The organism is Enterococcus sp. E5-37 (assembly GCF_035726925.1).
GTDB lineage: Bacteria > Bacillota > Bacilli > Lactobacillales > Enterococcaceae > Enterococcus_B > Enterococcus_B faecium.
In genome coordinates this window covers 157989-184438 of the sequence record NZ_JAPMLG010000003.1, presented here as the reverse complement: position 1 = coordinate 184438, position 26450 = coordinate 157989, and the positions used below count along the sequence as shown (strand labels likewise).

Sequence of the window (26450 nt, the reverse complement as noted above, 5' to 3'; positions counted from 1 at the left end):
TGACCATGTGTCGCACATTTTGAGAGGAGGTTCACCATGGGTCGTAGTTTAAAGAAAGGACCTTTTGTCGATGAGCATTTAATGAAAAAAGTTGAAGCTCAAGCAGGGGTTGAAAAGAAAAAAGTTATCAAAACTTGGTCACGCCGTTCAACAGTTTTCCCAAGTTTTGTTGGATATACCATCGCAGTTTATGATGGACGTAAACATGTACCAGTTTACATCCAAGAAGACATGGTAGGACACAAATTAGGTGAATTTGCACCTACAAGAACTTATCGTGGACATGCTGCTGACGATAAGAAAACGAAACGCTAATTTGAGGGGAGGATAAATCCAAATGGCAGAACAAATCACATCAGCTAAAGCAACTGCAAAAACAGTTCGCACTTCACCTCGAAAAGCCCGTTTAGTAATTGACCTTATCAGAGGTAAAAGTGTCGCAGATGCAATTTCAATCTTGAAATTCACACCAAACAAATCTGCTGGAATCATTGAAAAAGTATTGATGTCAGCAGTTGCGAATGCAGAAAATAACTTTGACTTAGATGTTGAAAACTTGGTAGTAAGCGAAGCTTTTGTTAACGAAGGACCTACAATGAAACGTTTCCGTCCTCGTGCAAAAGGATCAGCTTCTCCAATCAACAAACGTACAAGTCATATCACGGTAGTCGTATCAGAAAAATAAGGAGGGATAATCAGTGGGTCAAAAAGTACATCCAATTGGAATGCGTGTAGGCATCATCCGCGACTGGGATGCTAAATGGTATGCTGAAAAAGAGTATGCTGAGTTCTTACACGAAGATTTAAGAATCCGTAAATTTATTTCAACTAAACTTGCTGATGCTGCTGTATCAACAGTTGAAATCGAACGCGCAACAGGTCGCGTAAACATTTCAATTCACACAGCTAAACCAGGTATGGTTATTGGTAAAGGCGGTTCTGAAGTCGAAAGCCTAAGAAAAGAATTAAACAAATTAACTGGTAAAAGAATCCATATCAATATCGTGGAAATCAAAAAACCAGATCTAGATGCAAAATTAGTAGGTGAAGGAATCGCACGTCAATTAGAAAACCGTGTTGCTTTCCGTCGCGCTCAAAAACAAGCCATCCAACGCTCAATGCGTGCTGGCGCTCAAGGGATCAAAACTCAAGTATCTGGTCGTCTAAACGGAGCAGATATCGCTCGTTCAGAAGGATACTCAGAAGGAACTGTTCCTCTTCATACTTTACGTGCGGACATTGATTACGCATGGGAAGAAGCAGATACAACATACGGAAAACTAGGAGTTAAAGTGTGGATCTATCGTGGAGAAATTCTTCCAACTAAAAAAAACACTGAGAAAGGAGGGAAATAATCATGTTAGTACCTAAACGTGTAAAACACCGTCGTGAATTCCGCGGAAAAATGCGCGGGGAAGCTAAAGGCGGAAAAGAAGTAGCATTCGGTGAATACGGTTTGCAAGCTGTTGATTCACATTGGATCACAAACCGCCAAATCGAAGCTGCTCGTATCGCAATGACTCGTTACATGAAACGTGGTGGGAAAGTATGGATTAAAATTTTCCCTCACAAATCTTATACTGCCAAAGCAATTGGGGTACGTATGGGTTCTGGTAAAGGGGCACCTGAAGGATGGGTTGCACCAGTAAAACGTGGTAAAATCATGTTTGAAATCGCAGGCGTTCCTGAAGAAGTAGCTCGTGAAGCGTTACGTCTAGCTTCTCACAAATTACCAATGAAAACTAAGATCGTAAAACGTGAGGAAATGGGTGGTGAATCGAATGAAGGTTAAAGAAATCAGAGAATTAACCACTGCCGAAATGCTTGATCAAGAAAAACAATTAAAAGAAGAATTGTTTAATCTTAGATTCCAATTAGCAACAGGTCAATTAGAAAACACTGCACGTATTAAAGAAGTACGTAAATCGATTGCACGCATCAAAACTGTGTTGCGTGAACAAGCTAAGTAATTATGGAAGGAGGCCATTAAGCGTATGACTGAAGGAAGAAATCAACGCAAAGTTTATCAAGGTCGCGTGGTTTCAGACAAAATGGATAAAACAATTACCGTTGCTGTCGAAACAAAGAAAAACCACCCTATCTATGGCAAACGCATGAACTATTCTAAGAAATACAAAGTGCATGATGAAAACAACACAGCAAAAGTTGGCGACATCGTGAGAATTATGGAAACTCGTCCATTATCAGCTACAAAACGTTTCCGTTTGTTGGAAGTAGTCGAAGAAGCAGTTATTATCTAATAACACGAGATTTTCCTATATAGATTGAATGCAAAATCTGAAAGGAGGATACACAACGTGATCCAAGCAGAAAGTCGTTTAAAAGTCGCTGATAACTCAGGCGCACGTGAAATTTTGACGATCAAAGTCCTTGGTGGATCTGGTCGTAAAACTGCTAACATCGGTGATGTGATCGTTGCTACGGTTAAACAAGCAACGCCAGGTGGGGTTGTCAAAAAAGGTGACGTCGTTAAAGCCGTTATCGTTCGAACAAAATCAGGAGCTCGTCGTACAGACGGTTCATATATTAAATTTGATGAAAATGCTGCAGTGATTATTCGTGATGATAAAAGCCCTCGTGGAACACGTATCTTTGGGCCAGTTGCACGTGAACTACGTGAAAACAACTTCATGAAGATCGTTTCACTAGCACCAGAAGTTTTATAATCTTGAGACACTTATCAAAGGAGGTGCGAAACAGTTATGTTTGTTAAAAAAGGCGATAAAGTTAAAGTTATCACTGGAAAAGACAAAAACAAAGAAGGCGTTGTACTAGCAGCGTTCCCGAAAAAAGATAAAGTTATTGTCGAAGGTGTAAATGTCGTTAAAAAACACCAAAAACCTTCTCAAGCTGCTCCTCAAGGTGGAATTGTTGAGATGGAAGCGCCAATTCATGTTTCTAACGTGATGGTGGTTGACTCTACTGGTGTAGCTGGCCGAGTTGGCTACAAAGAAGTAGACGGCAAAAAAGTCCGTGTTTCTAAAAAAACCGGTGAAGTTTTAGATAAATAAAAGTTTAAGGAAGGAGGGTCTTACTGAATGAACCGCCTAAAAGAAAAATATCTTAAAGAAGTAACTCCATCATTGATGGAAAAATTTAACTATAGCTCTGTTATGCAAACACCTAAAGTTGAAAAAATCGTCATCAACATGGGTGTTGGTGATGCGGTATCAAACGCTAAAAACTTAGATAAAGCAGTTGAAGAATTAACTTTGATCACTGGTCAAAAACCAATGATTACAAAAGCTAAAAAATCAATCGCTGGATTCCGTTTACGTGAAGGAATGCCAATTGGTGCAAAAGTTACATTGCGCGGAGAAAGAATGTACGAATTCTTAGACAAATTGGTTTCTGTTTCACTACCACGTGTACGTGACTTCCATGGTGTAAGTAAAAAAGCCTTTGACGGTCGTGGAAACTATACTTTAGGTATTAAAGAACAATTGATCTTCCCAGAAGTAGATTATGATTTAGTAGATAAAGTACGTGGTATGGACATCGTTATTGTAACAACAGCAAACTCTGATGAAGAATCTCGTGAGTTGTTGACACAATTAGGCATGCCATTCCAAAAATAATTAAAGGAGGCGAACTACGTGGCTAAAAAATCAATGATTGCTAAAAACAAACGTCCTGCAAAATTTTCAACACAAGCTTATACTCGTTGCGAACGTTGCGGACGTCCACATTCAGTTTATCGTAAGTTCCATCTTTGCCGTATTTGCTTCCGCGAACTTGCCTATAAAGGTCAAATTCCCGGCGTGAAGAAAGCTAGCTGGTAAAAAGTAAATTCGCATAAGAAGGAGGTAAAAGATCAATGGTCATGACAGATCCAATTGCAGATTTTCTAACTCGTATCCGTAACGCAAACATGGTTAAACATGAGTCTTTAGAAGTACCTGCATCAAAAATTAAACGTGACATCGCTGAAATCTTGAAACGTGAAGGTTTCGTTCGTGATGTTGAATACATCGAAGATGACAAACAAGGCGTGATCCGTGTTTTCCTAAAATTTGGTAAAAACGGCGAACGTGTTATCACAAACTTAAAACGTATCTCTAAACCAGGTTTGCGTGCTTATGTCAAAGCTGACGAAGTACCAAAAGTATTGAACGGTTTAGGTATCGCAATCATTTCGACTTCTGAAGGTGTTGTCACTGATAAAGAAGCTCGTGAAAAAAATATCGGCGGCGAAGTTATCGCTTACGTATGGTAATCAAGTAGAATCTACAAGGAGGTGTCTTTAAGTGAGCCGTATCGGAAATAAAGTCGTTGTTATCCCTGAAGGAGTAACAGTTACTCAAGACGGAAACAACGTTACAGTTAAAGGACCAAAAGGTGAATTGACTCGTACTTTTTCAGCAGATATCAAAATGAATATCGAAGGAAACGAAGTAACTTTCACTCGTCCAAACGACAGTAAAGAAATGAAAACAATTCATGGAACAACTCGTGCGAACTTCAACAACATGGTTGTAGGTGTCAGCGAAGGTTTCCAAAAAGCGTTAGAACTAATCGGGGTTGGGTACCGTGCACAATTACAAGGATCAAAACTTGTATTGAACGTTGGTTACTCACATCCAGTAGAAATCACACCACCAGCTGGAGTAACTGTTGAAGTACCAGCTAACACACAAGTAATTGTTAAAGGTGCGAACAAAGAAGAAGTTGGCGAATTAGCTGCAAACATTCGTGGAACTCGTCCTCCAGAACCTTATAAAGGTAAAGGTATTCGTTATGTTGGCGAATATGTACGCCGTAAAGAAGGTAAAACTGGTAAATAATCGTTTAGAAAAATTGCATAGAAGCCAGCAGCAGGAAAAAGGCATTTGGCTGAAGTTTACCTTCAAAAAAATACATTTTTACTTGTGCCGCAGCTTCTATTTTTCGAAACGTATTTACTGCTTGAAATAGTAGTACAATAAAAATAAAGAGGTGACAATTGTGATTACAAAACCAGATAAGAACAAAACACGTCAAAAGAGACATCGTCGTGTACGTAACAATATCTCTGGTACTGCTGAGCGCCCACGCTTGAACGTTTTTCGTTCTAACAAAAACATCTACGCTCAAATTATTGATGACGTAGCGGGTGTAACGCTAGCAAGTGCCTCTACCTTGGATAAAGAAATTTCAGGTGGAACAAAAACAGAAGCAGCACAAGCTGTCGGTAAACTAGTTGCTGAACGTGCAGCTGAAAAAGGCATTAAAGTAGTAGTCTTTGACCGTGGTGGATACCTTTACCATGGCCGTGTGCAAGCTTTAGCTGAAGCTGCTCGCGAAAATGGACTAGAATTTTAGAAGAAGGAGGAATACCATTCATGGTTTATATCGATCCAAAACATTTGGAATTAGAAGACCGCGTTGTTGCAATTAACCGTGTAACAAAAGTTGTTAAAGGTGGACGTCGTCTACGTTTCGCTGCTTTAGTTGTTGTCGGTGACAAAAACGGACACGTAGGATTTGGTACAGGTAAAGCTCAAGAAGTTCCTGAAGCAATCCGTAAAGCAATTGAAGATGCGAAGAAAAACTTAGTTGAAGTACCTATGGTTGGTTCAACAATCCCACACGAAGTAATCGGTGCTTTTAGTGGTGGTAGAATCCTAATGAAACCTGCTGTAGAAGGTTCTGGGGTTGCTGCTGGTGGACCAGTTCGTGCCGTATTAGAATTAGCTGGGGTAGCAGATATCACTTCTAAATCTTTAGGCTCAAATACACCAATCAACGTTGTTCGCGCAACAGTTGAAGGTTTGAAACAATTGAAACGTGCAGAAGAAGTTGCAGAACTTCGCGGCAAATCAGTTGAAGAATTAATCGGATAAGGAGGACAACAATAATGGCTGAATTAAAAGTTACTTTAAAACGCAGTATTATCGGACGTCCTCAAAACCAACGCGATACAGTTAAAGCGTTAGGTCTTACAAAGATTAACAGTTCAGTGGTTAAGCCTTCTAATGAAGCAATTAAAGGCATGATCAATACTGTTTCTCACCTAGTGGACGTTGAAGAAATTTAATTTAGAAAAATCATAACTAGAACATTAAGGAGGTGCCAAACCTATGAAACTTCATGAATTAAAACCTGCTGAAGGTTCACGCCAAGTACGTAACCGTGTTGGTCGTGGTACTTCATCTGGTAACGGAAAAACTGCCGGACGCGGACAAAAAGGACAAAAAGCTCGTTCAGGCGGCGGTGTGCGTTTAGGATTTGAAGGGGGACAAACACCATTGTTCCGTCGTTTACCAAAACGAGGATTCACAAACGTGAACCGTAAAGACTATGCAGTCATTAATCTTGATGTATTGAACCGCTTTGAAGACGGAGCTGAAGTAACTCCTGTTGCTTTAGTTGAAGCTGGAATCGTGAAAAACGAAAAAGCTGGAATCAAAGTATTAGCTAATGGGGAACTAAACAAGAAATTAACTGTGAAAGCAGCAAAATTCTCTAAAGCAGCTCAAGAAGCAATTGAAGCGGCTGGTGGATCAATCGAGGTGATCTAATGTTTAGACTATTAAAAGATGCTTTTAAAGTAAAAGACATTAGATCGAAAATCCTATTTACTGTATTTGTGTTGTTTGTATTTCGCCTAGGTGCACATATTACTGTACCAGGCGTAAATGCTGCTTCATTGCAAAACCTTTCTTCTTTGCCATTTTTCAACATGTTGAACTTGGTAAGTGGTAGTGCGATGCAAAACTTTTCCATTTTCTCAATGGGGGTTTCACCATACATTACTGCTTCTATCGTCATTCAGCTTCTTCAAATGGACATCGTGCCTCGATTTGTTGAATGGTCGAAACAAGGGGAAGTTGGTCGTAAAAAACTGAATCAAGCGACTCGATATCTGACATTAGTATTGGCATTTATCCAATCTGTCGGTATCACTGCTGGATTCAATCAATACGCTCAATTAGGTTTCGTGAATAATCCTAACGTAGCAACTTACGTAACGATCGGTTTGATTCTAACAGCCGGTACGATGTTTGTTACTTGGCTAGGAGAACAGATCACAGAAAAAGGTATCGGAAATGGCGTATCAATGATCATTTTTGCAGGTATCATTTCTAGATTGCCTGAAAGTATCAGAGAAATTTATGAAGATTACTTTATAAATATTGATCCTTCAGACATATGGAAATCTGCTATTTTTGTGGCCATTTTACTAGTAGCGGTCTTGTTGATCGTGACATTCGTAACATTTTTCCAACAAGCTGAACGCAAGATCCCGATCCAATATACGAAACGCGTAGCTGGCGCGCCTACAAGCAGCTATCTGCCGTTGAAAGTAAATGCAGCTGGAGTTATTCCAGTTATCTTTGCTAGTTCGTTTATTGCTACGCCAAATGCTGTTTTACAAGCATTGAGCGGTAGATTCGGTTCTGAAAACTGGTACAAAGTGATGATGGAGATCTTTAACTATAATACAGCACCTGGTGCTACGATTTATACGATTCTGATCGTTGCCTTCACTTTCTTCTACGCCTTTGTTCAAGTAAACCCTGAGAAATTAGCGGAAAACTTGCAAAAGCAAGGAAGTTATATACCAAGCGTACGCCCTGGTAAGGGGACTGAAGAGTATGTCTCAAGATTACTGATGCGTTTAAGTACAGTTGGTGCAGTCTTCCTTGGTTTAGTGGCATTGCTTCCAATCATTGCTCAAATGGTTTGGGATCTTCCACAATCAATCGGATTAGGCGGTACAAGCTTACTGATCGTTATCGGTGTAGCTTTAGAAACTGCGAAACAGTTAGAAGGCTTAATGCTGAAACGTAAATATGTTGGATTCATTGAGTAAGAAAGCGTGTTGAGGTTTTCCCTCAACACACGTTCTCACACATTTATTAGGAGGGAAAACAATGAACCTCATTTTAATGGGGCTGCCAGGCGCAGGTAAAGGAACACAAGCTGAAAAAATCATTGATGCTTATGGTATTCCGCACATCTCAACAGGAGATATGTTCCGCGCAGCGATGCAAAACGAAACAGCTCTTGGCCTGGAAGCAAAGTCTTATATGGATAAAGGTGCATTAGTTCCTGATGAAGTAACAAATGGAATCGTGAAAGAGCGACTAGCTGAACCAGATACAGAGAAAGGCTTCTTATTAGATGGCTTTCCACGTACGCTAGATCAAGCAAAAGCTCTGGACGCAATGCTAAAAGATTTGAATAAAAAAATTGATGCTGTCATCGATATCCATGTTGGTGAAGAAATCTTGGTCGAACGTCTAGCCGGCCGATTTATCTGCAGCAATTGTGGAGCAACTTACCATAAAATTTTCAACCCTACAAAAGTTGAAGACACATGTGATCGTTGCGGTGGGCATGAATTCTATCAAAGAGAAGATGATAAACCTGAGACGGTTAAAAATCGTCTGGCTATCAACATCAAAAATAGTGAACCAATCTTGGCTTATTATAAAGAACAAGGTTTGCTAAACACTATTGATGGTGCTCGTGAAATCGATGCTGTATTTGCAGATGTACAAAAAATCATTGAAAAATAGCACGATTGCCCGTAGCCGACTTGCATTATGCAGTTACTCTTGTCAAGTTCAATAAATTATGATAGAATATGTCAGTCCGACTTCTAGAGAATCCTCTAGATGATCCATTTTGAGAATTTTGAGGTGGGAACTGCAGTTTCCGCCATTTTATCGTGTGAAAATGCGAAACAAGTACAAGGAGGTACTGTGCGTGGCAAAAGAAGATATGATTGAAGTCGAAGGTACAGTCGTCGAAACTTTGCCGAATGCAATGTTTAAAGTTGAACTAGAAAACGGACACCAAGTTCTTGCTACTGTTTCAGGTAAAATTCGTATGCATTACATCCGTATCTTACCTGGTGACAAAGTAACGGTTGAATTGTCTCCATACGATCTTAACCGTGGCCGTATTACTTATCGCTTTAAATAATTGTACTCCGTAAAACTACAGGAGGTATTATCATGAAAGTAAGACCATCAGTAAAACCAATGTGCGAACATTGTAAAGTAATTCGTCGTAAAGGACGCGTTATGGTGATTTGCCCAGCAAATCCAAAACATAAACAACGTCAAGGATAATTGGAGGTGCTATAAATATGGCTCGTATTGCAGGAGTAGATATTCCTCGTGATAAACGTGTAGTAGTTTCACTTACTTATATCTATGGTATTGGTAACACTACTGCTAAAAAGATCTTAGCTGATGCTGGTGTATCTGAAGATGTTCGCGTTCGTGAATTAACGAATGAACAAACAGATGCTATCCGTGCAGAAGTAGATAAATTAAAAGTTGAAGGGGATCTTCGTCGTGAAGTGAACTTGAACATCAAACGTTTGATGGAAATCGGTTCTTACCGTGGAATCCGTCATCGCCGTGGATTGCCTGTTCGTGGACAAAACACGAAAAACAATGCACGTACTCGTAAAGGCCCAGCTCGCGCTATCGCTGGCAAGAAAAAATAATTCTTAAGTGAAGGAGGTTAAAACTTCATGGCAGCAAAAAAAGTGAATCGTAAACGCCGTGTGAAGAAGAATATAGAAGCAGGTATTGCACATATCCATTCTACATTCAATAACACTATCATCATGATCACTGATACTCACGGAAATGCATTAGCGTGGTCATCAGCTGGTTCATTAGGTTTCAAAGGAAGCAAAAAATCAACTCCTTTTGCCGCTCAAATGGCAGCAGAAACTGCTACAAAAGCAGCAATGGAACACGGATTAAAGACTGTTGAAGTAACAGTTAAAGGACCTGGTTCTGGACGTGAAGCAGCAATTCGTTCATTACAAGCTACAGGTTTAGAAGTGACTGCAATTCGTGACGTGACTCCAGTTCCTCATAATGGTGCCCGCCCTCCAAAACGCCGTCGTGTTTAATGAGTGCCGCTCATTTTGAGTTTTATCAGTAACGTCATTGAACAAGACACTTTTCGTTTTGAAAGGGGTAAAGATAAGAATGATTGAGTTCGAAAAACCAAGAATCGCAAAAATTGATGAAGAAAAAGATTATGGCAAGTTCATCGTTGAACCTCTTGAAAGAGGGTATGGGACTACTTTAGGGAATTCCCTACGTCGTATTTTATTATCTTCTTTGCCAGGTGCTGCCATCACTAATATTCAAATCGATGGTGTACTGCATGAATTCTCTACCATCAAAGGTGTTAGAGAAGACGTCACTCAAATCATCTTGAACATTAAAGGCTTAGCGCTGAAAATGTATGGCCAAGAAGAAAAAACCCTTGAAATCGATATTACCGGACCTGCTACAGTAACTGCTGGCGATATTATCGTTGATAGTGATGTAGAAATTCTTAACAAAGATATGTACATCTGTAGTGTCTCTGAAGGAGCTACGTTCCATGCTCGCTTAACAGTGAAACCTGGACGTGGTTATGTTCAAGCAGATGAAAATAAAAAAGAAGATATGCCAATTGGCGTTCTTCCAGTCGATTCAATCTACACACCTGTTCGTCGTGTGAACTATCAAGTTGAGAACACACGTGTTGGACACCGTGAAGATTTTGATAAATTGACGATGGAGATTTGGACAGATGGTTCAATTGAACCGTTGGAAGCAATGAGTTTGTCTGCGAAAATCATGACTGAACATTTGGATATTTTTGTGAACTTAACTGATGAAGCAAAAAATGCTGAAATCATGGTCGAAAAAGAAGAAACACAAAAAGAAAAAATGTTGGAAATGACGATCGAAGAGTTAGACTTGTCTGTTCGCTCTTACAATTGTTTGAAACGTGCAGGAATCAATACTGTACAAGAACTTACAAATAAATCTGAGCCTGAAATGATTAAAGTCCGTAACTTAGGACGTAAATCATTAGAAGAAGTTAAAGCAAAATTGCACGACTTAGGTTTAGGTTTACGTAAAGAAGATTAAAACCTTTTACGAAGGAGGGAAACCAACGTGAGTTATCGTAAACTAGGACGCACATCTAGCCAACGTAAAGCGATGTTGCGTGATTTAACAACTGATTTATTAATCAACGAACGTATTGTGACTACTGAAGCTCGTGCGAAAGAAGTTCGCTCAACTACAGAAAAAATGATCACTTTAGGTAAACGCGGAGATTTGCATGCACGTCGTCAAGCTGCGGCTTTCGTACGTAATGAAGTTGCCAGCGTGCGTGAAGAAAATGAGGACATCGTCATTGAATCAGCTTTACAAAAACTGTTCAACGATATTGCACCTCGTTACGCAGAACGTCAAGGCGGATACACACGCATTTTGAAGACAGAACCAAGACGCGGTGATGGTGCACCAATGGTTGTCTTAGAACTTGTCTAAAATCACACTAATAACATCACTTTATAGATGATTCTTTTAGAGTGTTATGATGTTGGAAGATATTTTTCCGAGTCTAGCTCAGCGCTGCTCCTCAAGCGAATATCGCTTGGGGAGTAAGCACTCATCATAAAGTGTTTTTTTATACCTTCAATTACCTGTCATGACAGATATGTTTGAAGGCATAAAAAAACATTTTAAGCGAGAAATAATTGAAAATTTTGTCTTTTTTTGATAGTGTTAGTAGGAACTTTAGGATGAAGAAGGAGTAATCATGGAGCCAATTATTGAATTAGAAAAGATAAATTATAAATACCAGCCAGATGATCTTCGCCCCGCATTGAAAGATGTCTCCTTTACAATTGATAAAGGTGAGTGGATCGCTATTATTGGACACAATGGTTCAGGAAAATCGACACTTGCCAAAACGATTAATGGATTGCTTCTGCCAGAATCAGGGATCGTGAAAGTGGGAAATCAAATATTGGATGAAGAAAATATTTGGACGATCCGACAGATGGTTGGAATGGTTTTTCAAAATCCAGACAATCAGTTCGTTGGTTCGACAGTAGAAGATGACGTTGCTTTTGGTCTTGAAAATCAAGGGATTCCCAGAGAAGAAATGCTAGTGCGTGTGAAAGATGCACTTGAGAAAGTTAGAATGGCTGAGTTTGCTTCACGCGAGCCTGCTCGTTTATCAGGAGGGCAAAAACAACGTGTTGCCATTGCCGGCGTGGTTGCCTTACGACCTGATATCATTATTTTAGATGAAGCAACCAGTATGCTAGATCCAGAAGGTCGCGAAGAAGTGATCTCTACGATCAAGAAGATCAAAGAAGAAAGTCAATTGACCGTTATATCTATCACTCATGATATTGATGAAGCAGCTAATGCCAATCGGATACTAGTGATGAGACAAGGAGAACTTGTCCGCGAAGGTACACCAAAAGAAATTTTTTCTGCTGGTCCTGAACTGATCGACTTAGGTCTAGATCTACCATTTCCTGAAAAACTGAAGAGCGCACTGAAAGAACGTGGGGTTGATGTGCCCAGTGAATATATGACAGAAGAAAGGATGGTGGATTGGTTATGGACATCCGTTTTGAACAAGTAGACTTCACTTATCAGCCGAATACACCATTTGAACAAAGAGCCTTATTTGACATCAATATGACGATCAAAGAAAACAGTTATACTGCATTAGTAGGGCATACCGGAAGCGGGAAATCAACCTTGCTTCAGCATTTGAATGCGCTTGTTAAGCCAACAAGCGGTACAGTCCATATTGGAGAACGAGATATTCAGCCGGATACGGATAATAAGAATTTAAAGCCCATCCGAAAAAAAGTTGGCATCGTCTTTCAGTTTCCAGAAGCACAGCTATTCGAAGAAACGGTAGCAAAAGACATTGCTTTCGGTCCTAAAAACTTTGGTGTCAGCGAAGAAGAAGCACTAGTCCTAGCAAAAGAAACATTAGAACAAGTTGGGCTGGATGAAAGCTATTTGGAACGTTCGCCATTTGAACTTTCAGGAGGGCAAATGCGTAGAGTAGCAATCGCTGGTGTGCTTGCCATGAGGCCGGAAGTACTTGTATTGGATGAACCAACGGCAGGACTTGATCCCCAGGGTAGAAAAGAAATGATGGAGATGTTTTGGCGTCTTCATAAGGAACAGCAGATCACTATTGTATTAGTTACGCATTTAATGGATGATGTAGCCAATTTTGCAGATTATGTCTATGTGCTGGAAAAGGGACGAATCGTTAATAGCGGGGAGCCGCAAGAGGTCTTTCAAAACATTGAATGGCTAAAAGAAAAACAACTAGGCGTACCTACTGCCACCGAGTTTGCAGAAGAATTAATGGCTAAAGGGATGAACTTTGCTACCTTGCCTTTGACAGCTGAAGAATTAGCAGACGCTATCGTCCATTATGCTGGAGGAAATGCCCATGATGAATAAATTGATATTTGGTCGTTATATGCCTGGAGATTCCTTGATCCATCGATTGGATCCCCGAGCTAAATTATTAGCCAGTTTTTATTTTATCGGAATCATTTTTTTAGCAAATAATTGGGAAACGTACCTTTTGTTGGCATTTTTCACATTAATTTCTGTCTTCTTGTCAAAAGTAGATTTGAAATTTTTTATCCGAGGCATTCGCCCATTGATCTGGCTAATCCTCTTCACTGTAGCTTTGCAGGTCTTGTTTACAAGTGGCGGAGAAACTTATTGGAGTTGGGGTGTTTTCCATATCACTGAATTTGGTGTGATGAACGGCCTCTTTATTTTCTGTCGATTCGTGTTGATCATTTTTATGTCGACTCTACTCACGCTTACTACACCGCCTTTGGAATTATCGGATGCGATTGAGTACTTGCTTCGTCCATTGAAAGCCGTTCGGTTCCCAGTCCACGAAATTTCATTGATGCTGTCGATTGCTCTTCGTTTTGTGCCTACATTGATGGACGAAACAGAAAAGATCATGAACGCTCAGCGCGCTCGCGGTGTTGATTTTGGTGAAGGAAACCTAGTTCAGAAAATGAAAGCAGTCATTCCTTTGCTGATTCCTTTATTTGTCAGCAGCTTCAACCGTGCGGAAGATCTTGCGACTGCTATGGAAGCAAGAGGCTACAAAGGTGGGGAAGGAAGAACGAAATATCGTGTATTGCATTGGCATAATAGAGACACGATGGTTATCATTGCTTTTGTATTATTAACTGTGCTACTGATCTTTTTAAGAGGATAAACGTTCAGTGGCCGCTATCTATTCTTTTCTTGCTGATCTGTTTGCAAGAAAGGATGCGAGCAGTGTATGACAAGAAATATTAGGGTCTGTGGCAGACTAAGGTCACAGGCCTCTTTCTTTTATCTGAAAAGAAAGAACGAAAAAATTTTATAAAAAAATCATTATTCCAGATAACCTTTTAGGAACAAAGGAGAGAAAAACATGGTACGTTACAAAGCAATCATTGCGTACGACGGAACAAATTTTAATGGATTCCAAAAACAGCCAAATGGGCGTACTGTTCAAGAAGAAGTAGAAAAAACATTACAAAAAATGGCAAATGGAAAAGAAATCACGGTCTTTGGTTCGGGAAGGACAGATGCCGGAGTACATGCGATCGGGCAAGTAATCCATTTTGATTATCCAGAGGAGCGTCCGTTAGAACGAATGCGTTTCGCGCTAGATACCCAGTCACCAGAGGATATTGCTGTAAGACAAGTAGAAATTGTTTCAGAAGACTTCCACGCAAGATATTTGGTCAAAGAAAAGACGTATCAATTTCGAGTGGATATAGGGAAACCACGCAGTCCTTTTCGACGCCATTATGCAAGTTATTTTCCTTACCCTCTTGATTTGGAAAAAATTCAGCGGGCACTTCCTGATTTATTAGGGACTCACGATTTCACCTCTTTTTGTGCATCAGGAAGCTCGATAGAGGATAAAGTACGTACGATCTACGAGGCTAAGATGGAGGTAAATGAAACAAAAGACGAATTGTTGTTTACATTTAGGGGAAATGGCTTCTTGTATAAGATGATACGGATCTTAGTAGGAACGCTTTTGAAAATTGGCAATGGCCGATTGCCTGAAGATAGTATCCCAGATATTATTGCGAAAAAAGATCGTAATGCAGCAGGACCTACAGCACACCCTGAAGGACTTTATTTGTATGAAGTGAAATATGAATAAGAGGTTATGATAGAAGTGGTCAGCTTCAAGAAATAAGAAGGAATTTACGAAAATTACTTCTCAAAATTTTGCAAAATTTCGGCTTATTTTCGAAGGAGCTACTTCTGGAACACCGTGAATCAGAGGTTGTGAAAAAGCTGTCCTGCATCAAGTAATAAGAACAGCCAAACAAAAATAGCTTCTCATATTTTTCGTTTGATTGGGCGTATTACCGCAGATGCAAGCTTTTGAACACCGTTTAAGAAAGAGGTCGTGAGCCTGTCATTTAACTCTGAGTCACAAGGAGCAATTTCAAAAAACAGCTTCTCATCTTTGATGAATATCGCGACTTGTGAACGAAGCATGGATAAGTGAACCTTCTTTTTGCCATGCTACTTTTTTTGTAACCAAAAAACGATGGAACGTTGTTTTGATTGCCCTTAATGAGGACAGTCGGAACAGGTTTGTCATTTTTATATTTAAATGGCACAAATTTTTCTAATTATTTGTCATTTAAATATAAAAATGACATCCAAGTATATCATGAACGCACAAAAAGACCAACAGGGTATACCCTGTTGGACTAAATAAATGTCAAATTCCGTTCTCAACTGTGCATATTCATTCTATGTTCCATGTACCCCATTATCCTCCTGAATACTCATTCCAATGTTAGTTAATTTTTCTAATTCTTCTACGCTTAGATAAGCGCCATATTTTACAATTTCCTCATCAATGACAATAATCGGTAAACTTTTCAAATCTTTTGTCTGCAACAAGTTAAGAATTTTAGGGTTGCTAATAAAAGGCAAGATAGAGTCACTTAAAAAATATAAATTTGTTTCTATCTGTTTATTCTTAATCCGATTATAAAACTCTTTTAGCATCGTATCCTCATGTAATGATTGAAAAACGAAGAGTCCTTCATCATCACTTCTATTTAAGACATAGTAAGAAATTATCATTTTCCTATTGTCAATCCTCCCGCAGTGCAAGAGACTGACCCTACACCAAATGTATTATAAACTTGCATAGCTAATTTTACACTGTAATATTGTCTTTTCCCAGTAAATGTAAAATACATTCCTCCACCATAACCATAAGAATTAGCTAAATTTACTGTTTGAGTATATGATTTTGCACTACCTAAACTCAAGCGTGTAGAAATACGATACATCGCCGAATTGGGACTTGTTATAATATATTCTGTCCGCCCCTGCGTATTAGTAATTTTTTTAGTAGATGCGGTTAACCGCAATACATTTGCAGAAAAACGTGTTTTCGGATCTTGAGGCTCTATCTTTTGAGTGTAAAAAGTATCTTTATCACTAAATCCTTTGGATTTGAAGTAACTTTGTTCTTCTGGTGTTAATTGACTAAAAGTTTTTGCCATTTCACTTGTTTGTTCAACCATCGTGCTAGCTTTAACTATATTTCCAGAAGTCCCAATACCAATAAAACCAAATAACAGAATAAAAAGTGCGCTAAATAATTTTTTCATAGTAATCACTTCCTAATTCATTAAATTTTGAGAAAAACGCTTTCTCAATCTCGATTATACATCTCCTTTTAAAAATGTACACCGTTATTTTTTTGAATATTCAGACTTTTTCTTGTTTTTGATAAATGCAACAGATGAAATATTAAGTGTAAATAAAGTCTTTTATACTACACCAGCTGAAAAGATGTCTCGTGTCAGTTCTGATATTAACACAATAACTAGTAGAATAGATCTGACTAAAGCAATGCATAGGGTACTAAAATACAATCAAGGAGATCCTTCTGTGCCTAAAACCTATGAAGCAATTAATCTAATTATTGTCGATGAAATTGATCGTTTAAAGCTTCAGCATTTAGAACAGCTAAGAGATATTTACGATAAAAATGATCTGGCAATGGTTCTTATCGGTATGCCTGGTATTGAAAAAAGATTGTCTCGTTATCCGCAGCTTTACTCTCGCATAGGATTTGCACATGAATTTGATAACCTTAGTAAGGACGAAACACATCATATTTTGGAATACAAATGGGCAGATTTAGGAATTGATATCAAGCTAGAAGATTTTTCTGATTATGAGGCTATCACAACTATCATTAAGATCACAAAAGGAAATTTTAGGCTTATTCATCGTTTATTTGCGCAGATTGATCGGATTTTAAGAATCAATCAAATGGATAAGATCACTGTAGAAGTTGTCGAAGCAGCAAGAGATAGTTTAGTCATAGGTATATAAAAAACCACCAAAAATCAGGTGGTTTTTGTCATTTAAAGATTGAAATTTTTGCCATTTAAATAGAAGAGTGACACAGGTTCCATCGTTTCTTTATTTTCTACGTCTTCTTCTGTGTGTGTTTCGTGGTTGTTCTTCTATTGCTGGATCAATCGTACCATGAAAGGGGCGATTGCGATTAAGATACCAGACATAAAGAACAAACAGTGCAATACATAGGACAAAAAGGATTGCACCTATCATAAATCCTTCAGGCAAGTAACTGAAAGTGACAGTGTGTTTACCTGCTGGAACTTTTATCATCAAGAATGCGTCTTTGAAATTGCTGACCTTGACTGGTTTCCCATCAATTTTAGCTTTCCATCCTTTGTCATAAGGAATAGTTGTCACCAACATGGAATCTTCAGCGGTATTTACAGTCCCAGAAGCTTTTCTGCCAGTGGCTTCCATTTCGACACCTTTTTCTTTGATCTGATTCATTGCGGCTTGATAGGCTACAACATCTAGACCAACGACTTTAGGCTCCATGAAACTTACTTCTTTCGTTCCATAAAAACTTGCAGTAAATGTCACTGTTGTCTCTTGAGGATAATAGCCAAGATCATAGTATTGACCAGAAATGTTGATTTGCGTTTTTCGCGATGTACCATTGACAGTGATCGTCGCACTAGAACTTTCTAATTGTGCAAAATTGGTTGGGAACAAACTTAAGTAAGCTTGTGTATTTGCAGGCACATGGACTTCCCAAGTGAGCTCTTTTGGCTGGTTATCTGCTGTTTCTGAGTAAGTGACGCCAGTCGTTGTCTTTGTGATCGTCGTATTCAACTGATTCTTCAAAGTAGGTGTATAGAATGTAAAATACTGTTCATTTAGACCAGACAATGTATTGATCAAGTTTGTCTGACTGGTCAAATTATCTGTCACTGGCTGCTCAACATCATTAACGGACAACGGTGCAGTAAATGCTAGTGGCAATGCATTGACATTCTGATACAGTGTATAGTTGCCGCTTTGACCAGCTTGGCGGAAGCCATATTTACTGAACGTGCTTTCGTTTTTAGAAATGTTATATTTGATTCCTGTAAACCCATCCATCAGCAAAGTATTATTGTTATAACGGATATTCAAATTTGTCCCTCTTGAACGGAAACCTAATTTATCCAGGTAAGAGGAAGAATTACGATTTCTTATAGAAGAAAACAAACTGATACCACTGTAACCGTAGTTGATCGAATCGTTTGCAGATACTGGATCCAGATTTTCCAAGCGGTAAAACGAGTCGGAATCTTTTTTTGTTTCATTTACAAGAGCTTTCAAGTCAGGATAAGGATCAGTATATAAACTGCGGGAAGCATAATTCCAATCATCAAGAATGCCATGGATCATACTGTTCGTATTGACCAGTGCTTCAGCAGACATGATCAATAATAACAATATACTCAGATGATTGAATGAAAGTTTTTTATGCTGATAAAATCCCACAGCAAAAGCATAAATCCCTAAGAAAACCACTGTCAATACAAAGGAAGTCATCGTCACATAGGTGTAGCTTCCTTCAGGTTTGATGCCCCATGCCACCGCAAAGAGAGCAGCTACGACCAAAATGATTCCTAACAACAGCCCACGATCGTCTTGTTCTATCTTTTCCCATCCTTTTCCTGCAAGCAGGAGCACTAAGAAAGAGAACAGATAGGCATAACGGAATAAAAACATATTCGGTGCATGCATACCATGCCAGAACAAATTTAATGGAACAAGATAAAAACTTGCGATAAGTATGGCGAAAAGACTGCCGTACAAAAATTTATTTTTCAACGGTACTTTCCGACTGGCAAAATAAAACAGACAGAGGACTAATGGTAGCAGACCTGCGTAAACGAACGGAATCGATCCGTATTTTGTCGTGTCATAAACACCAATCATATTTTTCATGATCAGATCCAGATAAGAAGTCGCTTCTGTTTTCAACGTAGTGATCTGACTCAGTGCCTCGCCATTTGACCGAAGATCCAGCACTGCTGGCAATACAATGATCATTGAAGCGCCGCCTGCCAGTAAAGAAGTGATACCATAAGGAACAATCGTTTTTTTATATTCTGACCAGTTTGTCAATAGACGGGCGATAAAATATAAGAAAGAAAAGACGCCAATCATAAAACCCATATAAAAACTGGATAAAAACAAGAGTAAATAACTGACAAATAAAAGTTTCGGCCGTTTAAGATCCATAACACGATGAATCCCCAAAATCACTAATGGAAGATAAACAAATGCATCCAGCCACATGATGATCTCCGAATGTGCAGTGATAAATGAGATCAATGCGTAACTGACGCTAAGTGCAACATGCCCCCAGCGAGGAATCTTGAACGTACGTGCAAGAAACCAAAAAGCCAATCCGGCACAGCCGACCTTAAGCAAAGTCAGAACATACAGTGCATCTGGCATCATCTGGTTTGGAAAAAAGAACACCAGTGGCGTGAAGATCCCGCCTAGATAGTAAGAAATTAAAGATAAATAATTCAATCCTAGAGAAGCATTCCATGTATAAAAAATACTTTGCTTTCCAAGAAGAACATTTCGGAAGCTGGCATGAAAATTAGAAAACTGTGAAAAGGCATCACTTGCCAAAATACTTCTGCTGCTTCCAGGATAGATCCCGATACTTAGATAAACAAGTGCTAAAATCAAAAACGGAATCAGGAAACTAGCTGCTGCGTAGCGTCCGTTTTCTCTAAAGAATGACTTTAAGTTTTTTTTCATATTTATTTTCCACCAAATTTCTATGAAGTTGTATTCAGTTTATCATATCCTTGTTTTTCTCTGCTTAAAAAGAGTCTAGTTTTCACAAAAAAATAAAATTTAGAATAAATAACTTCATAATTTGTTCGTATAACAAAAATAAACGCAAAAAAAGGGTAGGAATCAAAAGTCCCACCCTCAAAAATTTTTATTAAATAAAAAACCGTTCACTATCTGAACGGTCCAAGTATCATTCAATTAAACGCGTTCAACTTTTCCTGATTTCAAAGCACGAGTTGACACCCAAACTTTTTTAGGTTTTCCGTCGACCATAACGCGAACTTTTTGTAAGTTAGGTTTAACAGTACGTTTTGTTGAGTTCATAGCGTGTGAACGGTTGTTTCCACTTTTTGTCTTGCGACCTGTAAAGTAACAAACTTTTGCCATGGTAATTTCCTCCTTTGCCTTGATTTGGAGCAATAGAATAATTCAGCTCATACCAGACTAACATATCATATAGAATGGAAATTTGCAAGTACATTTTCATAGATACAATTGACAATTGAGAAGAATAATTGTAAATTAAACAAGGTTATACCTGAAATTTTGCAAGGTTTTTGAGTACTTTGGGTAACTGCCTTTTATTTCAAGTTGCGCTATGATAAAATATGATAGAAGAAAAATGGGAGTTTTTTACCCGTTAAGGAGGCTCATTCATGGCTGTAAAAATTCAAACGTCAGCTGGAACCATTGAAATTACCAATGATGTAATTGCAACAGTTGTTGGTGGCGCCGCGACAGATGTGTTCGGTGTTGTAGGAATGGCCAGCAAAAATCAAATTAAAGATAATATTACTGAGATTTTGCGTAAAGAAAATTACTCAAGAGGAGTAGTTGTCCGCCAAGAAGATAATGGTATTGCTGTAGATGTTTATACGATTATCAGCTATGGTACGAAAATCTCTGAAGTTTCCCGCAATGTCCAAGAAAAAGTGAAATACAATCTAGAGGCATTATTAGGCGTAACTGCCAATTCAGTTAATGTCTTTGTACAAGGTGTTCGTGTACTGCCAGACTAGGCAGGAGACTGGCTGGTAACTCAGCAGTCGATCTGAAGGAGGATTATCTAGGTGAGTGTAACAGAAATAAGTGCAAGCCAGTTCCAGGAAATGGTCCAGGCAGGTGCGAATCGTCTGCAAGTAAATGCAGAATACGTCAATTCATTAAATGTATTCCCTGTGCCAGATGGCGATACGGGAACAAATATGAATCTATCTATGACTAGTGGAGCTAAGGCAGTAGTAGATTCAACCTCAGAAAAAGTAGGAGAATTAGCAGCAATGCTTTCAAAAGGATTGCTGATGGGTGCGCGCGGAAATTCCGGCGTTATTTTGTCTCAATTGTTTCGTGGATTTTCTAAGCAAATTCCAGATGTTGTCTCATTAAATGCTTCTGATCTTGCTGCAGCCTTCACTCATGGAGTTGAAACTGCGTATAAAGCAGTAATGAAACCAGTAGAAGGAACGATTTTGACAGTAGCTAGAGAAGCAGCGAAAGCTGGAGAAAAGAAAGCAAAAAGTACTGATGATGTCGTTGAAGTAATGACAGCTGTTGTAAAAGGAGCAAAACGTGCTTTAGCTAAAACTCCAGACTTGCTTCCAGTCCTAAAAGAAGTCGGTGTCGTAGACAGTGGAGGGCAAGGACTGCTGTTTGTTTATGAGGGCTTTTTAAGTGCATTGAATGGAGAATTCCAAGCGGATGAAACATATGAACCTTCTCCAGCAGAAATGGATGATATGGTCAATGCAGAACATCATCGCAGTGTCCAAGGTCAAATGGCGACAGAAGATATCCATTTTGGTTACTGTACAGAAATCATGGTAAAAATCGGAGAAGGACCTACAGTTGATAGTACATTCGATTACGAAGAATTCCGTAACTATTTAGATGGTATAGGAGATTCTTTACTTGTGGTCAATGATGACGAGATCATCAAAGTCCACGTGCATACAGAAAACCCAGGAGAAGTCTTGAATTATGGACAAAAATTCGGTTCATTAGTCAAAATCAAAGTCGACAACATGCGCTTGCAGCATGAGACGATTTTGGAACACGATGAAGAAGTGAACGAGTTTGCGAAAAAAGAAACACCACGTATCCCGTATGGTATCGTAGCGATCGCTGCTGGTAAAGGCGTCCAAGAGCTGTTTGAAAGTTTAGGCGCTAATTATGTTATCAGTGGTGGGCAAACAATGAATCCAAGTACGGAAGACATTGTTAAAGCGATTCAAGAAGTAAACGCAGATAAAGTGATTGTCTTGCCAAACAATAAGAACATCTTTATGGCAGCTGATCAAGCAGCAGAAGTAGCAGATATCCCAGTAGCAGTTGTTCCTTCAAGAACGATTTCCCAAGGATTGACAGCTATGCTTTCATTCAATGATCAAGCTTCTTTAGAAGAAAACAAAGAAACGATGACAGAAATGTTGTCTAGCGTTGTGAGCGGTCAAGTCACTCACGCGATCAGAGATACCTCAATTGACGGTGTAGAGATCAAAGAAGGAGACTTTTTGGGCATGATCGATGGAAAAATCCTGATCTCTAACCCAGATATCACAGCAACAGCATTAAGTACACTAGAACAAATGATCAATGAGGACACAGAGATCGTAACGATCCTGGCAGGTGATGAAGGAACAGTTGAACAAGCAAATGAATTTGCTGAGAAACTAACAGAAAAACATCCTGATTTGGAAATCGAGATCCACCAAGGAGATCAGCCTGTCTATCCTTATCTATTTTCTGCTGAATAATTTCTGTGTCAGAATATCTTTCTAACACAGTATTCATTCATAAAAGGCCTTCGGTTAGTGATCAGGTATGATCGCTGACCAAGTCCTTTTTTTGTTAAAGGAGGGAGGAAAAATTTATGCGTTCTTTAGATGATCCAATCACTATGCTGGCAGGAGTCGGAGAAAAAAGAGCAGCTAGTCTTGCCAGCTTGGGCATCCAAACGATTGAAGACTTACTGACTTATTATCCTTTTCGCTACGAAGATATTCAGGAAAGAAATCTAAACGAGATCCAAGATCAAGAAAAGGTTACTTTGAAAGGAATCGTAGTCTCGCCTCCTGTGATGAATCGATTTGGTTATAAAAAAAGCCGATTGCAATTTCGTATGATGCAAGAACATGATGTGTTCAACGTTTCTTTTTTTAATCAACCTTATCTAAAAGAAAAAGTCATTTTATCGGAGGAAATCGCCGTATACGGTAAATGGGATGCAAAGCGTAAAGCATTGAACGGGATGAAGATTTTAGGTTCTCAAACAATGGATGACTTTTCGCCGATATATCACGTCAACAAATCAATTCGTCAAACGACATTAGTTGATCTAATCAAAAAAGGGTTTCAAGAATACGGCACATTGATTGAAGAAAATCTGCCAAACAACCTTGTGGAGAAATATCGACTGCTTGACCGAGCTTCTGCTGTAAGAAGTATGCATTTTCCAAAAGACCACGAAGAAAACCATCAAGCCAAACGACGTGTCGTTTTTGAAGAGTTCTTTTTATTTCAAATGCGTCTTCAAGGATTGAAAAAAGCAGAAAAAGCAGAAACGAATGGTTTGGAGATCCTTTATGATGTCCAAAAATTGAAAGAATTTACTCAAAAGCTACCTTTTGAACTGACAAATGCACAAAAACGTGTAACGAATGAAATCTGTCGGGATCTTCGCAGTCCGCAGCATATGCAGCGACTTTTGCAGGGAGATGTAGGTAGCGGAAAAACAGTGGTTGCCGCGATTGCGTTATACGCTACCGTTACAGCAGGTTTCCAAGGTGCGTTGATGGTGCCTACAGAAATCTTGGCACAACAACATATGGAAAGCTTGCAACAGCTGTTTGATCCCAATGAAGTAACCATCGCATTGCTTACGGGGTCAACGAAAGCAAAAGAACGACGTGAGCTCCTTGAAAAACTAGAGCAAGGGGAAATTAACGTCGTGATCGGCACACATGCATTGATCCAAGATGGAGTCGAATTTCAGAATTTAGGTCTAGTTATTACGGATGAGCAGCACCGTTTTGGCGTGAACCAGCGGAAAGTACTTCGTGAAAAAGGCTGGCGACCAGATGTCTTATTTATGACAGCGACTCCGATTCCTAGAACATTAGCTATTACAGCATATGGTGAGATGGATGTATCTATCATTGATGAACTTCCAGCTGGACGTATCCCGATCGAAACACGCTGGGTAAGAACACCTCAATTGGACAGTGTACTGGATTGGACGAAAAAAGAACTGGCAAGAGGACATCAAATGTATGTCATCTGTCCGCTGATTGAAGAATCAGAAGCATTAGATGTAAAAAATGCAGTGGAAATCTATGAAAAACTTCGTGAACTATTTGCACCAAAATATGAAGTTGGCTTGTTACATGGTAAAATGAAGAATCAGGAAAAAGAAGTAATCATGGAAGCCTTCAAAGACAACCAGATGCAGATATTAGTTTCGACTACTGTAATTGAAGTAGGGGTAAACGTGCCGAACGCGACCGTCATGCTGATCATGGATGCGGATCGATTTGGATTGGCACAGCTGCATCAACTTCGTGGACGTGTTGGACGCGGAAGTGATGCTTCCTACTGTATCTTAGTTGCTAATCCTAAAAATGAACTAGGTGTGGAACGGATGAAAATCATGACAGAGACCACCAATGGTTTTGTACTAAGCGAAAAAGATCTGGAATTACGTGGTCCTGGTGAAGTATTTGGCTTCCGTCAATCTGGTCTGCCTCAATTTGCGATTGCTGACTTGGTGACGGATGGAAATGTTTTGGAGGTAGCCAGAGAAGAGGCTGCAGCCCTTTGGCAAATAAAGGATTGGCAGATGCTTCCTGAGTATCAGCCTTTAGCGCAAAGCCTCCAAATAGAAAATCAGGATAATCGTTATTTCGATTAGCAGACTGTGCTATACTTTATACTGATGACGGAAAAAGGAGTGGAAACAATGAAAATTGCCGTAGATGCAATGGGCGGAGATCACGCACCTCAAGCAATTGTAGAAGGCGTGGCTTTAGCGCAGCAAGATTTTCCAGAAGTAGAATTCTTACTTTACGGAAAAGAAGCAGAAATCAAGAAATACTTAACAAATGAAAAAAACATCACGATTATCCATACAGACGAAAAAATCAATAGTGATGATGAGCCAGTAAAAGCAATTCGACGAAAAAAGACTGCATCAATGGTCCTTGCTGCACAAGCAGTGAAAAACGGTGAAGCAGATGCTGTATTTTCAGCAGGGAATACAGGCGCGCTACTAGCAGCAGGGTTGTTCATCGTAGGACGTATCAAAAATATCGAACGCCCTGGCTTGATGTCTACCTTGCCAGTAGTAGGGAAAGAAGGTGCCGGTTTCGATATGCTGGATCTTGGCGCTAACGCAGAAAACAAACCAGAACATTTGTTGCAATACGGTATTTTAGGTTCTTTTTATGCACGTAAAGTCCGAGGTATCGGACGTCCTCGTGTCGCACTCTTAAACAACGGAACAGAAGCAACAAAAGGTAGTGAAGTGACGAAAAAAGCCTATGAACTCCTTCAGAATGAAACAAGCTTGAATTTTATTGGAAACGTAGAAGCTCGTGAGCTACTCAATGGTGTGGCTGATGTAGTGGTCACAGATGGATTTACAGGCAACGCTGTTTTGAAATCTATTGAAGGAACAGCAATGAATATGATGAATCTATTAAAATCTGCTATTCTAAATGAAGGGATCAAAGGAAAAATGGGCGCTATGCTTTTAAAAGACGGCTTACGTTCTTTGAAAGCAGAAATGGATTATTCCAAACATGGCGGTGCCGTTTTGTTTGGCTTGAAAGCACCAGTCATTAAAACTCATGGAGCAACAGGCCCCGATGCTGTTCGCTATACGATCCGCCAAATCCACACAATGCTTGAGACAGATGTAGTTGGACAATTAGTCGAACAATTTGAAAAAAGCGAAGAATAGCATTTGGATATCTGAAGCGATCCGTTCCATTGAAAAAAAGGTGGACATTCCTGAAAAATGCCAGTAAAATTAGCCATGGTGTAGGTAATTGACAAGTGTATGATTCTTGGAGGTGAAAAAGTTGACTCGCGAAGAAGTATTTAACAAAGTAGCGAAAATTATTTCAAATCATTTTGAGATAGATACCGATAAAGTGACGGATGAATTGAACATCAAAGATGATTTAAAAGCTGATTCAATTAGTATTATGGAATTCGTTTTAGAGCTTGAAGATGAATTCGGTACGGAAATTTCAGATGAAGATGCTGAACAAATTGAAACAGTCGGTGGCGCAGTAGATTATATCAGCAGCCATCTTAAATAATTTCAAATAAAAGCAAAGAAGGATAAAAAGCTGCATACAGCTTTTTATCCTTCTTTTTTTAATCTTTTTGACACGTAAAAGTCATTTTTCTGATAATTCTGGCGATAAACAGAAATTA

General features: G+C 39.2%; 38 protein-coding genes. 34 read left to right on the top strand and 4 right to left on the bottom strand.

What is annotated here, in order from left to right:
* Positions 1 to 36: 36 nt before the first annotated feature.
* From rpsS to truA, 28 genes are all read left to right on the top strand, one after another.
* Positions 37 to 315 carry a 30S ribosomal protein S19 gene (gene rpsS, locus OS138_RS03770; RefSeq protein ID WP_002288655.1) on the top strand — a complete coding sequence of 93 codons (279 nt, stop codon included), beginning with the start codon at positions 37 to 39 and terminating at the stop codon, positions 313 to 315.
* A gap of 22 nt (positions 316 to 337) precedes the next feature.
* Positions 338 to 685 carry a 50S ribosomal protein L22 gene (gene rplV / locus OS138_RS03765; protein ID WP_002288657.1) on the top strand — a complete coding sequence of 116 codons (348 nt, stop codon included), beginning with the start codon at positions 338 to 340 and terminating at the stop codon, positions 683 to 685.
* 13 nt (positions 686 to 698) lie between these two features.
* Complete coding sequence (rpsC, locus tag OS138_RS03760) at positions 699 to 1355, top strand: 30S ribosomal protein S3 (RefSeq protein ID WP_002288659.1); 657 nt, start codon at positions 699 to 701, stop codon at positions 1353 to 1355.
* Between the two features lie 2 nt (positions 1356 to 1357).
* Positions 1358 to 1792 (top strand): 50S ribosomal protein L16, encoded by a 435-nt coding sequence (gene rplP, locus OS138_RS03755; RefSeq protein WP_002288661.1) that lies wholly within the window; start codon positions 1358 to 1360, stop codon positions 1790 to 1792.
* Complete coding sequence (gene rpmC / locus OS138_RS03750) at positions 1782 to 1970, top strand: 50S ribosomal protein L29 (protein WP_002288664.1); 189 nt, start codon at positions 1782 to 1784, stop codon at positions 1968 to 1970. The genes rplP and rpmC overlap by 11 nt, the downstream gene beginning before the upstream one ends.
* Before the next feature lie 24 nt (positions 1971 to 1994).
* A complete protein-coding gene (rpsQ, locus tag OS138_RS03745; RefSeq protein ID WP_002288668.1) occupies positions 1995 to 2261 on the top strand; it encodes a 30S ribosomal protein S17 in 267 nt (88 codons plus the stop codon).
* Between the two features lie 57 nt (positions 2262 to 2318).
* Entirely contained in the window at positions 2319 to 2687 is a 369-nt protein-coding gene (gene rplN, locus OS138_RS03740; RefSeq protein WP_002288669.1) for a 50S ribosomal protein L14, read from the top strand.
* Positions 2688 to 2723: 36 nt separating this feature from the next.
* Complete coding sequence (gene rplX / locus OS138_RS03735; RefSeq protein WP_002288670.1) at positions 2724 to 3032, top strand: 50S ribosomal protein L24; 309 nt, start codon at positions 2724 to 2726, stop codon at positions 3030 to 3032.
* A gap of 27 nt (positions 3033 to 3059) precedes the next feature.
* Positions 3060 to 3599 (top strand): 50S ribosomal protein L5, encoded by a 540-nt coding sequence (gene rplE, locus OS138_RS03730; protein WP_002288671.1) that lies wholly within the window; start codon positions 3060 to 3062, stop codon positions 3597 to 3599.
* Positions 3600 to 3617: 18 nt separating this feature from the next.
* Positions 3618 to 3803 (top strand): type Z 30S ribosomal protein S14, encoded by a 186-nt coding sequence (locus OS138_RS03725; RefSeq protein WP_002288673.1) that lies wholly within the window; start codon positions 3618 to 3620, stop codon positions 3801 to 3803.
* A 35-nt stretch (positions 3804 to 3838) separates the two neighbouring features.
* The gene (rpsH, locus tag OS138_RS03720) at positions 3839 to 4237 is read left to right on the top strand and encodes a 30S ribosomal protein S8 (RefSeq protein WP_002288675.1); all 399 of its coding nucleotides are present in this window, start codon (positions 3839 to 3841) and stop codon (positions 4235 to 4237) included.
* 31 nt (positions 4238 to 4268) lie between these two features.
* A complete protein-coding gene (gene rplF / locus OS138_RS03715) occupies positions 4269 to 4805 on the top strand; it encodes a 50S ribosomal protein L6 (protein WP_002288677.1) in 537 nt (178 codons plus the stop codon).
* Positions 4806 to 4965: 160 nt separating this feature from the next.
* Complete coding sequence (gene rplR / locus OS138_RS03710; RefSeq protein ID WP_002288679.1) at positions 4966 to 5322, top strand: 50S ribosomal protein L18; 357 nt, start codon at positions 4966 to 4968, stop codon at positions 5320 to 5322.
* A 20-nt stretch (positions 5323 to 5342) separates the two neighbouring features.
* The gene (rpsE, locus tag OS138_RS03705; protein WP_002288681.1) at positions 5343 to 5843 is read left to right on the top strand and encodes a 30S ribosomal protein S5; all 501 of its coding nucleotides are present in this window, start codon (positions 5343 to 5345) and stop codon (positions 5841 to 5843) included.
* Between the two features lie 14 nt (positions 5844 to 5857).
* Positions 5858 to 6037 carry a 50S ribosomal protein L30 gene (rpmD, locus tag OS138_RS03700; RefSeq protein WP_002288686.1) on the top strand — a complete coding sequence of 60 codons (180 nt, stop codon included), beginning with the start codon at positions 5858 to 5860 and terminating at the stop codon, positions 6035 to 6037.
* 43 nt (positions 6038 to 6080) lie between these two features.
* On the top strand, positions 6081 to 6521 hold the full coding sequence (rplO, locus tag OS138_RS03695) for a 50S ribosomal protein L15 (RefSeq protein ID WP_002288687.1): 441 nt from the start codon (positions 6081 to 6083) through the stop codon (positions 6519 to 6521).
* On the top strand, positions 6521 to 7816 hold the full coding sequence (gene secY, locus OS138_RS03690) for a preprotein translocase subunit SecY (protein WP_002288688.1): 1296 nt from the start codon (positions 6521 to 6523) through the stop codon (positions 7814 to 7816). Before rplO ends, secY begins: the two co-directional genes overlap by 1 nt.
* A gap of 61 nt (positions 7817 to 7877) precedes the next feature.
* A complete protein-coding gene (locus tag OS138_RS03685) occupies positions 7878 to 8525 on the top strand; it encodes an adenylate kinase (RefSeq protein WP_002288690.1) in 648 nt (215 codons plus the stop codon).
* A gap of 190 nt (positions 8526 to 8715) precedes the next feature.
* On the top strand, positions 8716 to 8934 hold the full coding sequence (infA, locus tag OS138_RS03680) for a translation initiation factor IF-1 (protein WP_002288695.1): 219 nt from the start codon (positions 8716 to 8718) through the stop codon (positions 8932 to 8934).
* Positions 8935 to 8966: 32 nt separating this feature from the next.
* Complete coding sequence (gene rpmJ, locus OS138_RS03675) at positions 8967 to 9083, top strand: 50S ribosomal protein L36 (protein WP_002288710.1); 117 nt, start codon at positions 8967 to 8969, stop codon at positions 9081 to 9083.
* Between the two features lie 17 nt (positions 9084 to 9100).
* On the top strand, positions 9101 to 9466 hold the full coding sequence (gene rpsM / locus OS138_RS03670; protein ID WP_002288713.1) for a 30S ribosomal protein S13: 366 nt from the start codon (positions 9101 to 9103) through the stop codon (positions 9464 to 9466).
* A gap of 27 nt (positions 9467 to 9493) precedes the next feature.
* A complete protein-coding gene (gene rpsK / locus OS138_RS03665) occupies positions 9494 to 9883 on the top strand; it encodes a 30S ribosomal protein S11 (protein ID WP_002288714.1) in 390 nt (129 codons plus the stop codon).
* Between the two features lie 79 nt (positions 9884 to 9962).
* Positions 9963 to 10901, top strand: a complete 939-nt coding sequence (locus tag OS138_RS03660) for a DNA-directed RNA polymerase subunit alpha (RefSeq protein WP_002288715.1) — start codon at positions 9963 to 9965, stop codon at positions 10899 to 10901.
* A gap of 27 nt (positions 10902 to 10928) precedes the next feature.
* Complete coding sequence (rplQ, locus tag OS138_RS03655) at positions 10929 to 11309, top strand: 50S ribosomal protein L17 (protein ID WP_005880733.1); 381 nt, start codon at positions 10929 to 10931, stop codon at positions 11307 to 11309.
* Positions 11310 to 11580: 271 nt separating this feature from the next.
* Positions 11581 to 12420 (top strand): energy-coupling factor ABC transporter ATP-binding protein, encoded by an 840-nt coding sequence (locus OS138_RS03650; protein ID WP_002288720.1) that lies wholly within the window; start codon positions 11581 to 11583, stop codon positions 12418 to 12420.
* The gene (locus OS138_RS03645) at positions 12396 to 13265 is read left to right on the top strand and encodes an energy-coupling factor ABC transporter ATP-binding protein (protein WP_002288722.1); all 870 of its coding nucleotides are present in this window, start codon (positions 12396 to 12398) and stop codon (positions 13263 to 13265) included. The genes OS138_RS03650 and OS138_RS03645 overlap by 25 nt, the downstream gene beginning before the upstream one ends.
* Complete coding sequence (locus OS138_RS03640) at positions 13255 to 14052, top strand: energy-coupling factor transporter transmembrane component T family protein (RefSeq protein WP_325069734.1); 798 nt, start codon at positions 13255 to 13257, stop codon at positions 14050 to 14052. The genes OS138_RS03645 and OS138_RS03640 overlap by 11 nt, the downstream gene beginning before the upstream one ends.
* A gap of 201 nt (positions 14053 to 14253) precedes the next feature.
* Positions 14254 to 15000, top strand: a complete 747-nt coding sequence (truA, locus tag OS138_RS03635) for a tRNA pseudouridine(38-40) synthase TruA (protein WP_002298563.1) — start codon at positions 14254 to 14256, stop codon at positions 14998 to 15000.
* Between the two features lie 605 nt (positions 15001 to 15605).
* Here the strand turns inward: truA and OS138_RS03630 are convergent.
* Both OS138_RS03630 and OS138_RS03625 read right to left on the bottom strand, forming a co-directional pair.
* Entirely contained in the window at positions 15606 to 15944 is a 339-nt protein-coding gene (locus tag OS138_RS03630) for an arsenic metallochaperone ArsD family protein (RefSeq protein WP_002317041.1), read from the bottom strand.
* Positions 15941 to 16480: a hypothetical protein gene (locus OS138_RS03625; protein ID WP_002301170.1), complete on the bottom strand. Its 540-nt coding sequence runs from the start codon at positions 16478 to 16480 to the stop codon at positions 15941 to 15943. Before OS138_RS03625 ends, OS138_RS03630 begins: the two co-directional genes overlap by 4 nt.
* A 184-nt stretch (positions 16481 to 16664) precedes the next feature.
* Between OS138_RS03625 and OS138_RS03620 the strand changes: the two genes are divergently transcribed.
* Positions 16665 to 17213, top strand: a complete 549-nt coding sequence (locus OS138_RS03620) for an AAA family ATPase (protein ID WP_442784206.1) — start codon at positions 16665 to 16667, stop codon at positions 17211 to 17213.
* 90 nt (positions 17214 to 17303) lie between these two features.
* Here the strand turns inward: OS138_RS03620 and OS138_RS03615 are convergent, their stop codons facing one another.
* Together OS138_RS03615 and rpmB are read right to left on the bottom strand one after the other, a co-directional pair.
* Entirely contained in the window at positions 17304 to 19973 is a 2670-nt protein-coding gene (locus OS138_RS03615; RefSeq protein ID WP_325069732.1) for a YfhO family protein, read from the bottom strand.
* Between the two features lie 237 nt (positions 19974 to 20210).
* Positions 20211 to 20399: a 50S ribosomal protein L28 gene (rpmB, locus tag OS138_RS03610; RefSeq protein WP_002290463.1), complete on the bottom strand. Its 189-nt coding sequence runs from the start codon at positions 20397 to 20399 to the stop codon at positions 20211 to 20213.
* A 269-nt stretch (positions 20400 to 20668) separates the two neighbouring features.
* Between rpmB and OS138_RS03605 the strand changes: the two genes are divergently transcribed.
* The 5 genes from OS138_RS03605 to acpP all read left to right on the top strand — a co-directional run bounded on the left by OS138_RS03605 (position 20669) and on the right by acpP (position 26332).
* Positions 20669 to 21031 carry an Asp23/Gls24 family envelope stress response protein gene (locus OS138_RS03605; protein WP_002294298.1) on the top strand — a complete coding sequence of 121 codons (363 nt, stop codon included), beginning with the start codon at positions 20669 to 20671 and terminating at the stop codon, positions 21029 to 21031.
* 51 nt (positions 21032 to 21082) lie between these two features.
* Complete coding sequence (locus OS138_RS03600; RefSeq protein WP_002301169.1) at positions 21083 to 22765, top strand: DAK2 domain-containing protein; 1683 nt, start codon at positions 21083 to 21085, stop codon at positions 22763 to 22765.
* A gap of 116 nt (positions 22766 to 22881) precedes the next feature.
* Positions 22882 to 24918 (top strand): ATP-dependent DNA helicase RecG, encoded by a 2037-nt coding sequence (recG, locus tag OS138_RS03595; RefSeq protein ID WP_002319434.1) that lies wholly within the window; start codon positions 22882 to 22884, stop codon positions 24916 to 24918.
* Between the two features lie 48 nt (positions 24919 to 24966).
* A complete protein-coding gene (plsX, locus tag OS138_RS03590) occupies positions 24967 to 25968 on the top strand; it encodes a phosphate acyltransferase PlsX (protein WP_002289721.1) in 1002 nt (333 codons plus the stop codon).
* Between the two features lie 121 nt (positions 25969 to 26089).
* The gene (acpP, locus tag OS138_RS03585) at positions 26090 to 26332 is read left to right on the top strand and encodes an acyl carrier protein (protein ID WP_002294295.1); all 243 of its coding nucleotides are present in this window, start codon (positions 26090 to 26092) and stop codon (positions 26330 to 26332) included.
* Positions 26333 to 26450: the final 118 nt, after the last annotated feature.

Bases quoted from the DNA above. Each gene is read 5' to 3' on its own strand.
- rpsS (WP_002288655.1), top strand. From the start codon at position 37: ATGGGTCGTAGTTTAAAGAAAGGACCTTTTGTCGATGAGCATTTAATG.
- rplV (WP_002288657.1), top strand. From the start codon at position 338: ATGGCAGAACAAATCACATCAGCTAAAGCAACTGCAAAAACAGTTCGC.
- rplP (WP_002288661.1), top strand. From the start codon at position 1,358: ATGTTAGTACCTAAACGTGTAAAACACCGTCGTGAATTCCGCGGAAAA.
- rpmC (WP_002288664.1), top strand. From the start codon at position 1,782: ATGAAGGTTAAAGAAATCAGAGAATTAACCACTGCCGAAATGCTTGAT.
- rpsQ (WP_002288668.1), top strand. From the start codon at position 1,995: ATGACTGAAGGAAGAAATCAACGCAAAGTTTATCAAGGTCGCGTGGTT.
- rplX (WP_002288670.1), top strand. From the start codon at position 2,724: ATGTTTGTTAAAAAAGGCGATAAAGTTAAAGTTATCACTGGAAAAGAC.
- rplE (WP_002288671.1), top strand. From the start codon at position 3,060: ATGAACCGCCTAAAAGAAAAATATCTTAAAGAAGTAACTCCATCATTG.
- rpsH (WP_002288675.1), top strand. From the start codon at position 3,839: ATGGTCATGACAGATCCAATTGCAGATTTTCTAACTCGTATCCGTAAC.
- rpsE (WP_002288681.1), top strand. From the start codon at position 5,343: ATGGTTTATATCGATCCAAAACATTTGGAATTAGAAGACCGCGTTGTT.
- rpmD (WP_002288686.1), top strand. From the start codon at position 5,858: ATGGCTGAATTAAAAGTTACTTTAAAACGCAGTATTATCGGACGTCCT.
- rplO (WP_002288687.1), top strand. From the start codon at position 6,081: ATGAAACTTCATGAATTAAAACCTGCTGAAGGTTCACGCCAAGTACGT.
- secY (WP_002288688.1), top strand. From the start codon at position 6,521: ATGTTTAGACTATTAAAAGATGCTTTTAAAGTAAAAGACATTAGATCG.
- OS138_RS03685 (WP_002288690.1), top strand. From the start codon at position 7,878: ATGAACCTCATTTTAATGGGGCTGCCAGGCGCAGGTAAAGGAACACAA.
- rpmJ (WP_002288710.1), top strand. From the start codon at position 8,967: ATGAAAGTAAGACCATCAGTAAAACCAATGTGCGAACATTGTAAAGTA.
- rpsM (WP_002288713.1), top strand. From the start codon at position 9,101: ATGGCTCGTATTGCAGGAGTAGATATTCCTCGTGATAAACGTGTAGTA.
- rpsK (WP_002288714.1), top strand. From the start codon at position 9,494: ATGGCAGCAAAAAAAGTGAATCGTAAACGCCGTGTGAAGAAGAATATA.
- OS138_RS03660 (WP_002288715.1), top strand. From the start codon at position 9,963: ATGATTGAGTTCGAAAAACCAAGAATCGCAAAAATTGATGAAGAAAAA.
- OS138_RS03650 (WP_002288720.1), top strand. From the start codon at position 11,581: ATGGAGCCAATTATTGAATTAGAAAAGATAAATTATAAATACCAGCCA.
- OS138_RS03645 (WP_002288722.1), top strand. From the start codon at position 12,396: ATGGACATCCGTTTTGAACAAGTAGACTTCACTTATCAGCCGAATACA.
- OS138_RS03640 (WP_325069734.1), top strand. From the start codon at position 13,255: ATGATGAATAAATTGATATTTGGTCGTTATATGCCTGGAGATTCCTTG.
- truA (WP_002298563.1), top strand. From the start codon at position 14,254: ATGGTACGTTACAAAGCAATCATTGCGTACGACGGAACAAATTTTAAT.
- OS138_RS03630 (WP_002317041.1), bottom strand. From the start codon at position 15,944: ATGATAATTTCTTACTATGTCTTAAATAGAAGTGATGATGAAGGACTC.
- OS138_RS03625 (WP_002301170.1), bottom strand. From the start codon at position 16,480: ATGAAAAAATTATTTAGCGCACTTTTTATTCTGTTATTTGGTTTTATT.
- OS138_RS03620 (WP_442784206.1), top strand. From the start codon at position 16,665: ATGTCTCGTGTCAGTTCTGATATTAACACAATAACTAGTAGAATAGAT.
- OS138_RS03615 (WP_325069732.1), bottom strand. From the start codon at position 19,973: ATGAAAAAAAACTTAAAGTCATTCTTTAGAGAAAACGGACGCTACGCA.
- rpmB (WP_002290463.1), bottom strand. From the start codon at position 20,399: ATGGCAAAAGTTTGTTACTTTACAGGTCGCAAGACAAAAAGTGGAAAC.
- OS138_RS03605 (WP_002294298.1), top strand. From the start codon at position 20,669: ATGGCTGTAAAAATTCAAACGTCAGCTGGAACCATTGAAATTACCAAT.
- recG (WP_002319434.1), top strand. From the start codon at position 22,882: ATGCGTTCTTTAGATGATCCAATCACTATGCTGGCAGGAGTCGGAGAA.
- plsX (WP_002289721.1), top strand. From the start codon at position 24,967: ATGAAAATTGCCGTAGATGCAATGGGCGGAGATCACGCACCTCAAGCA.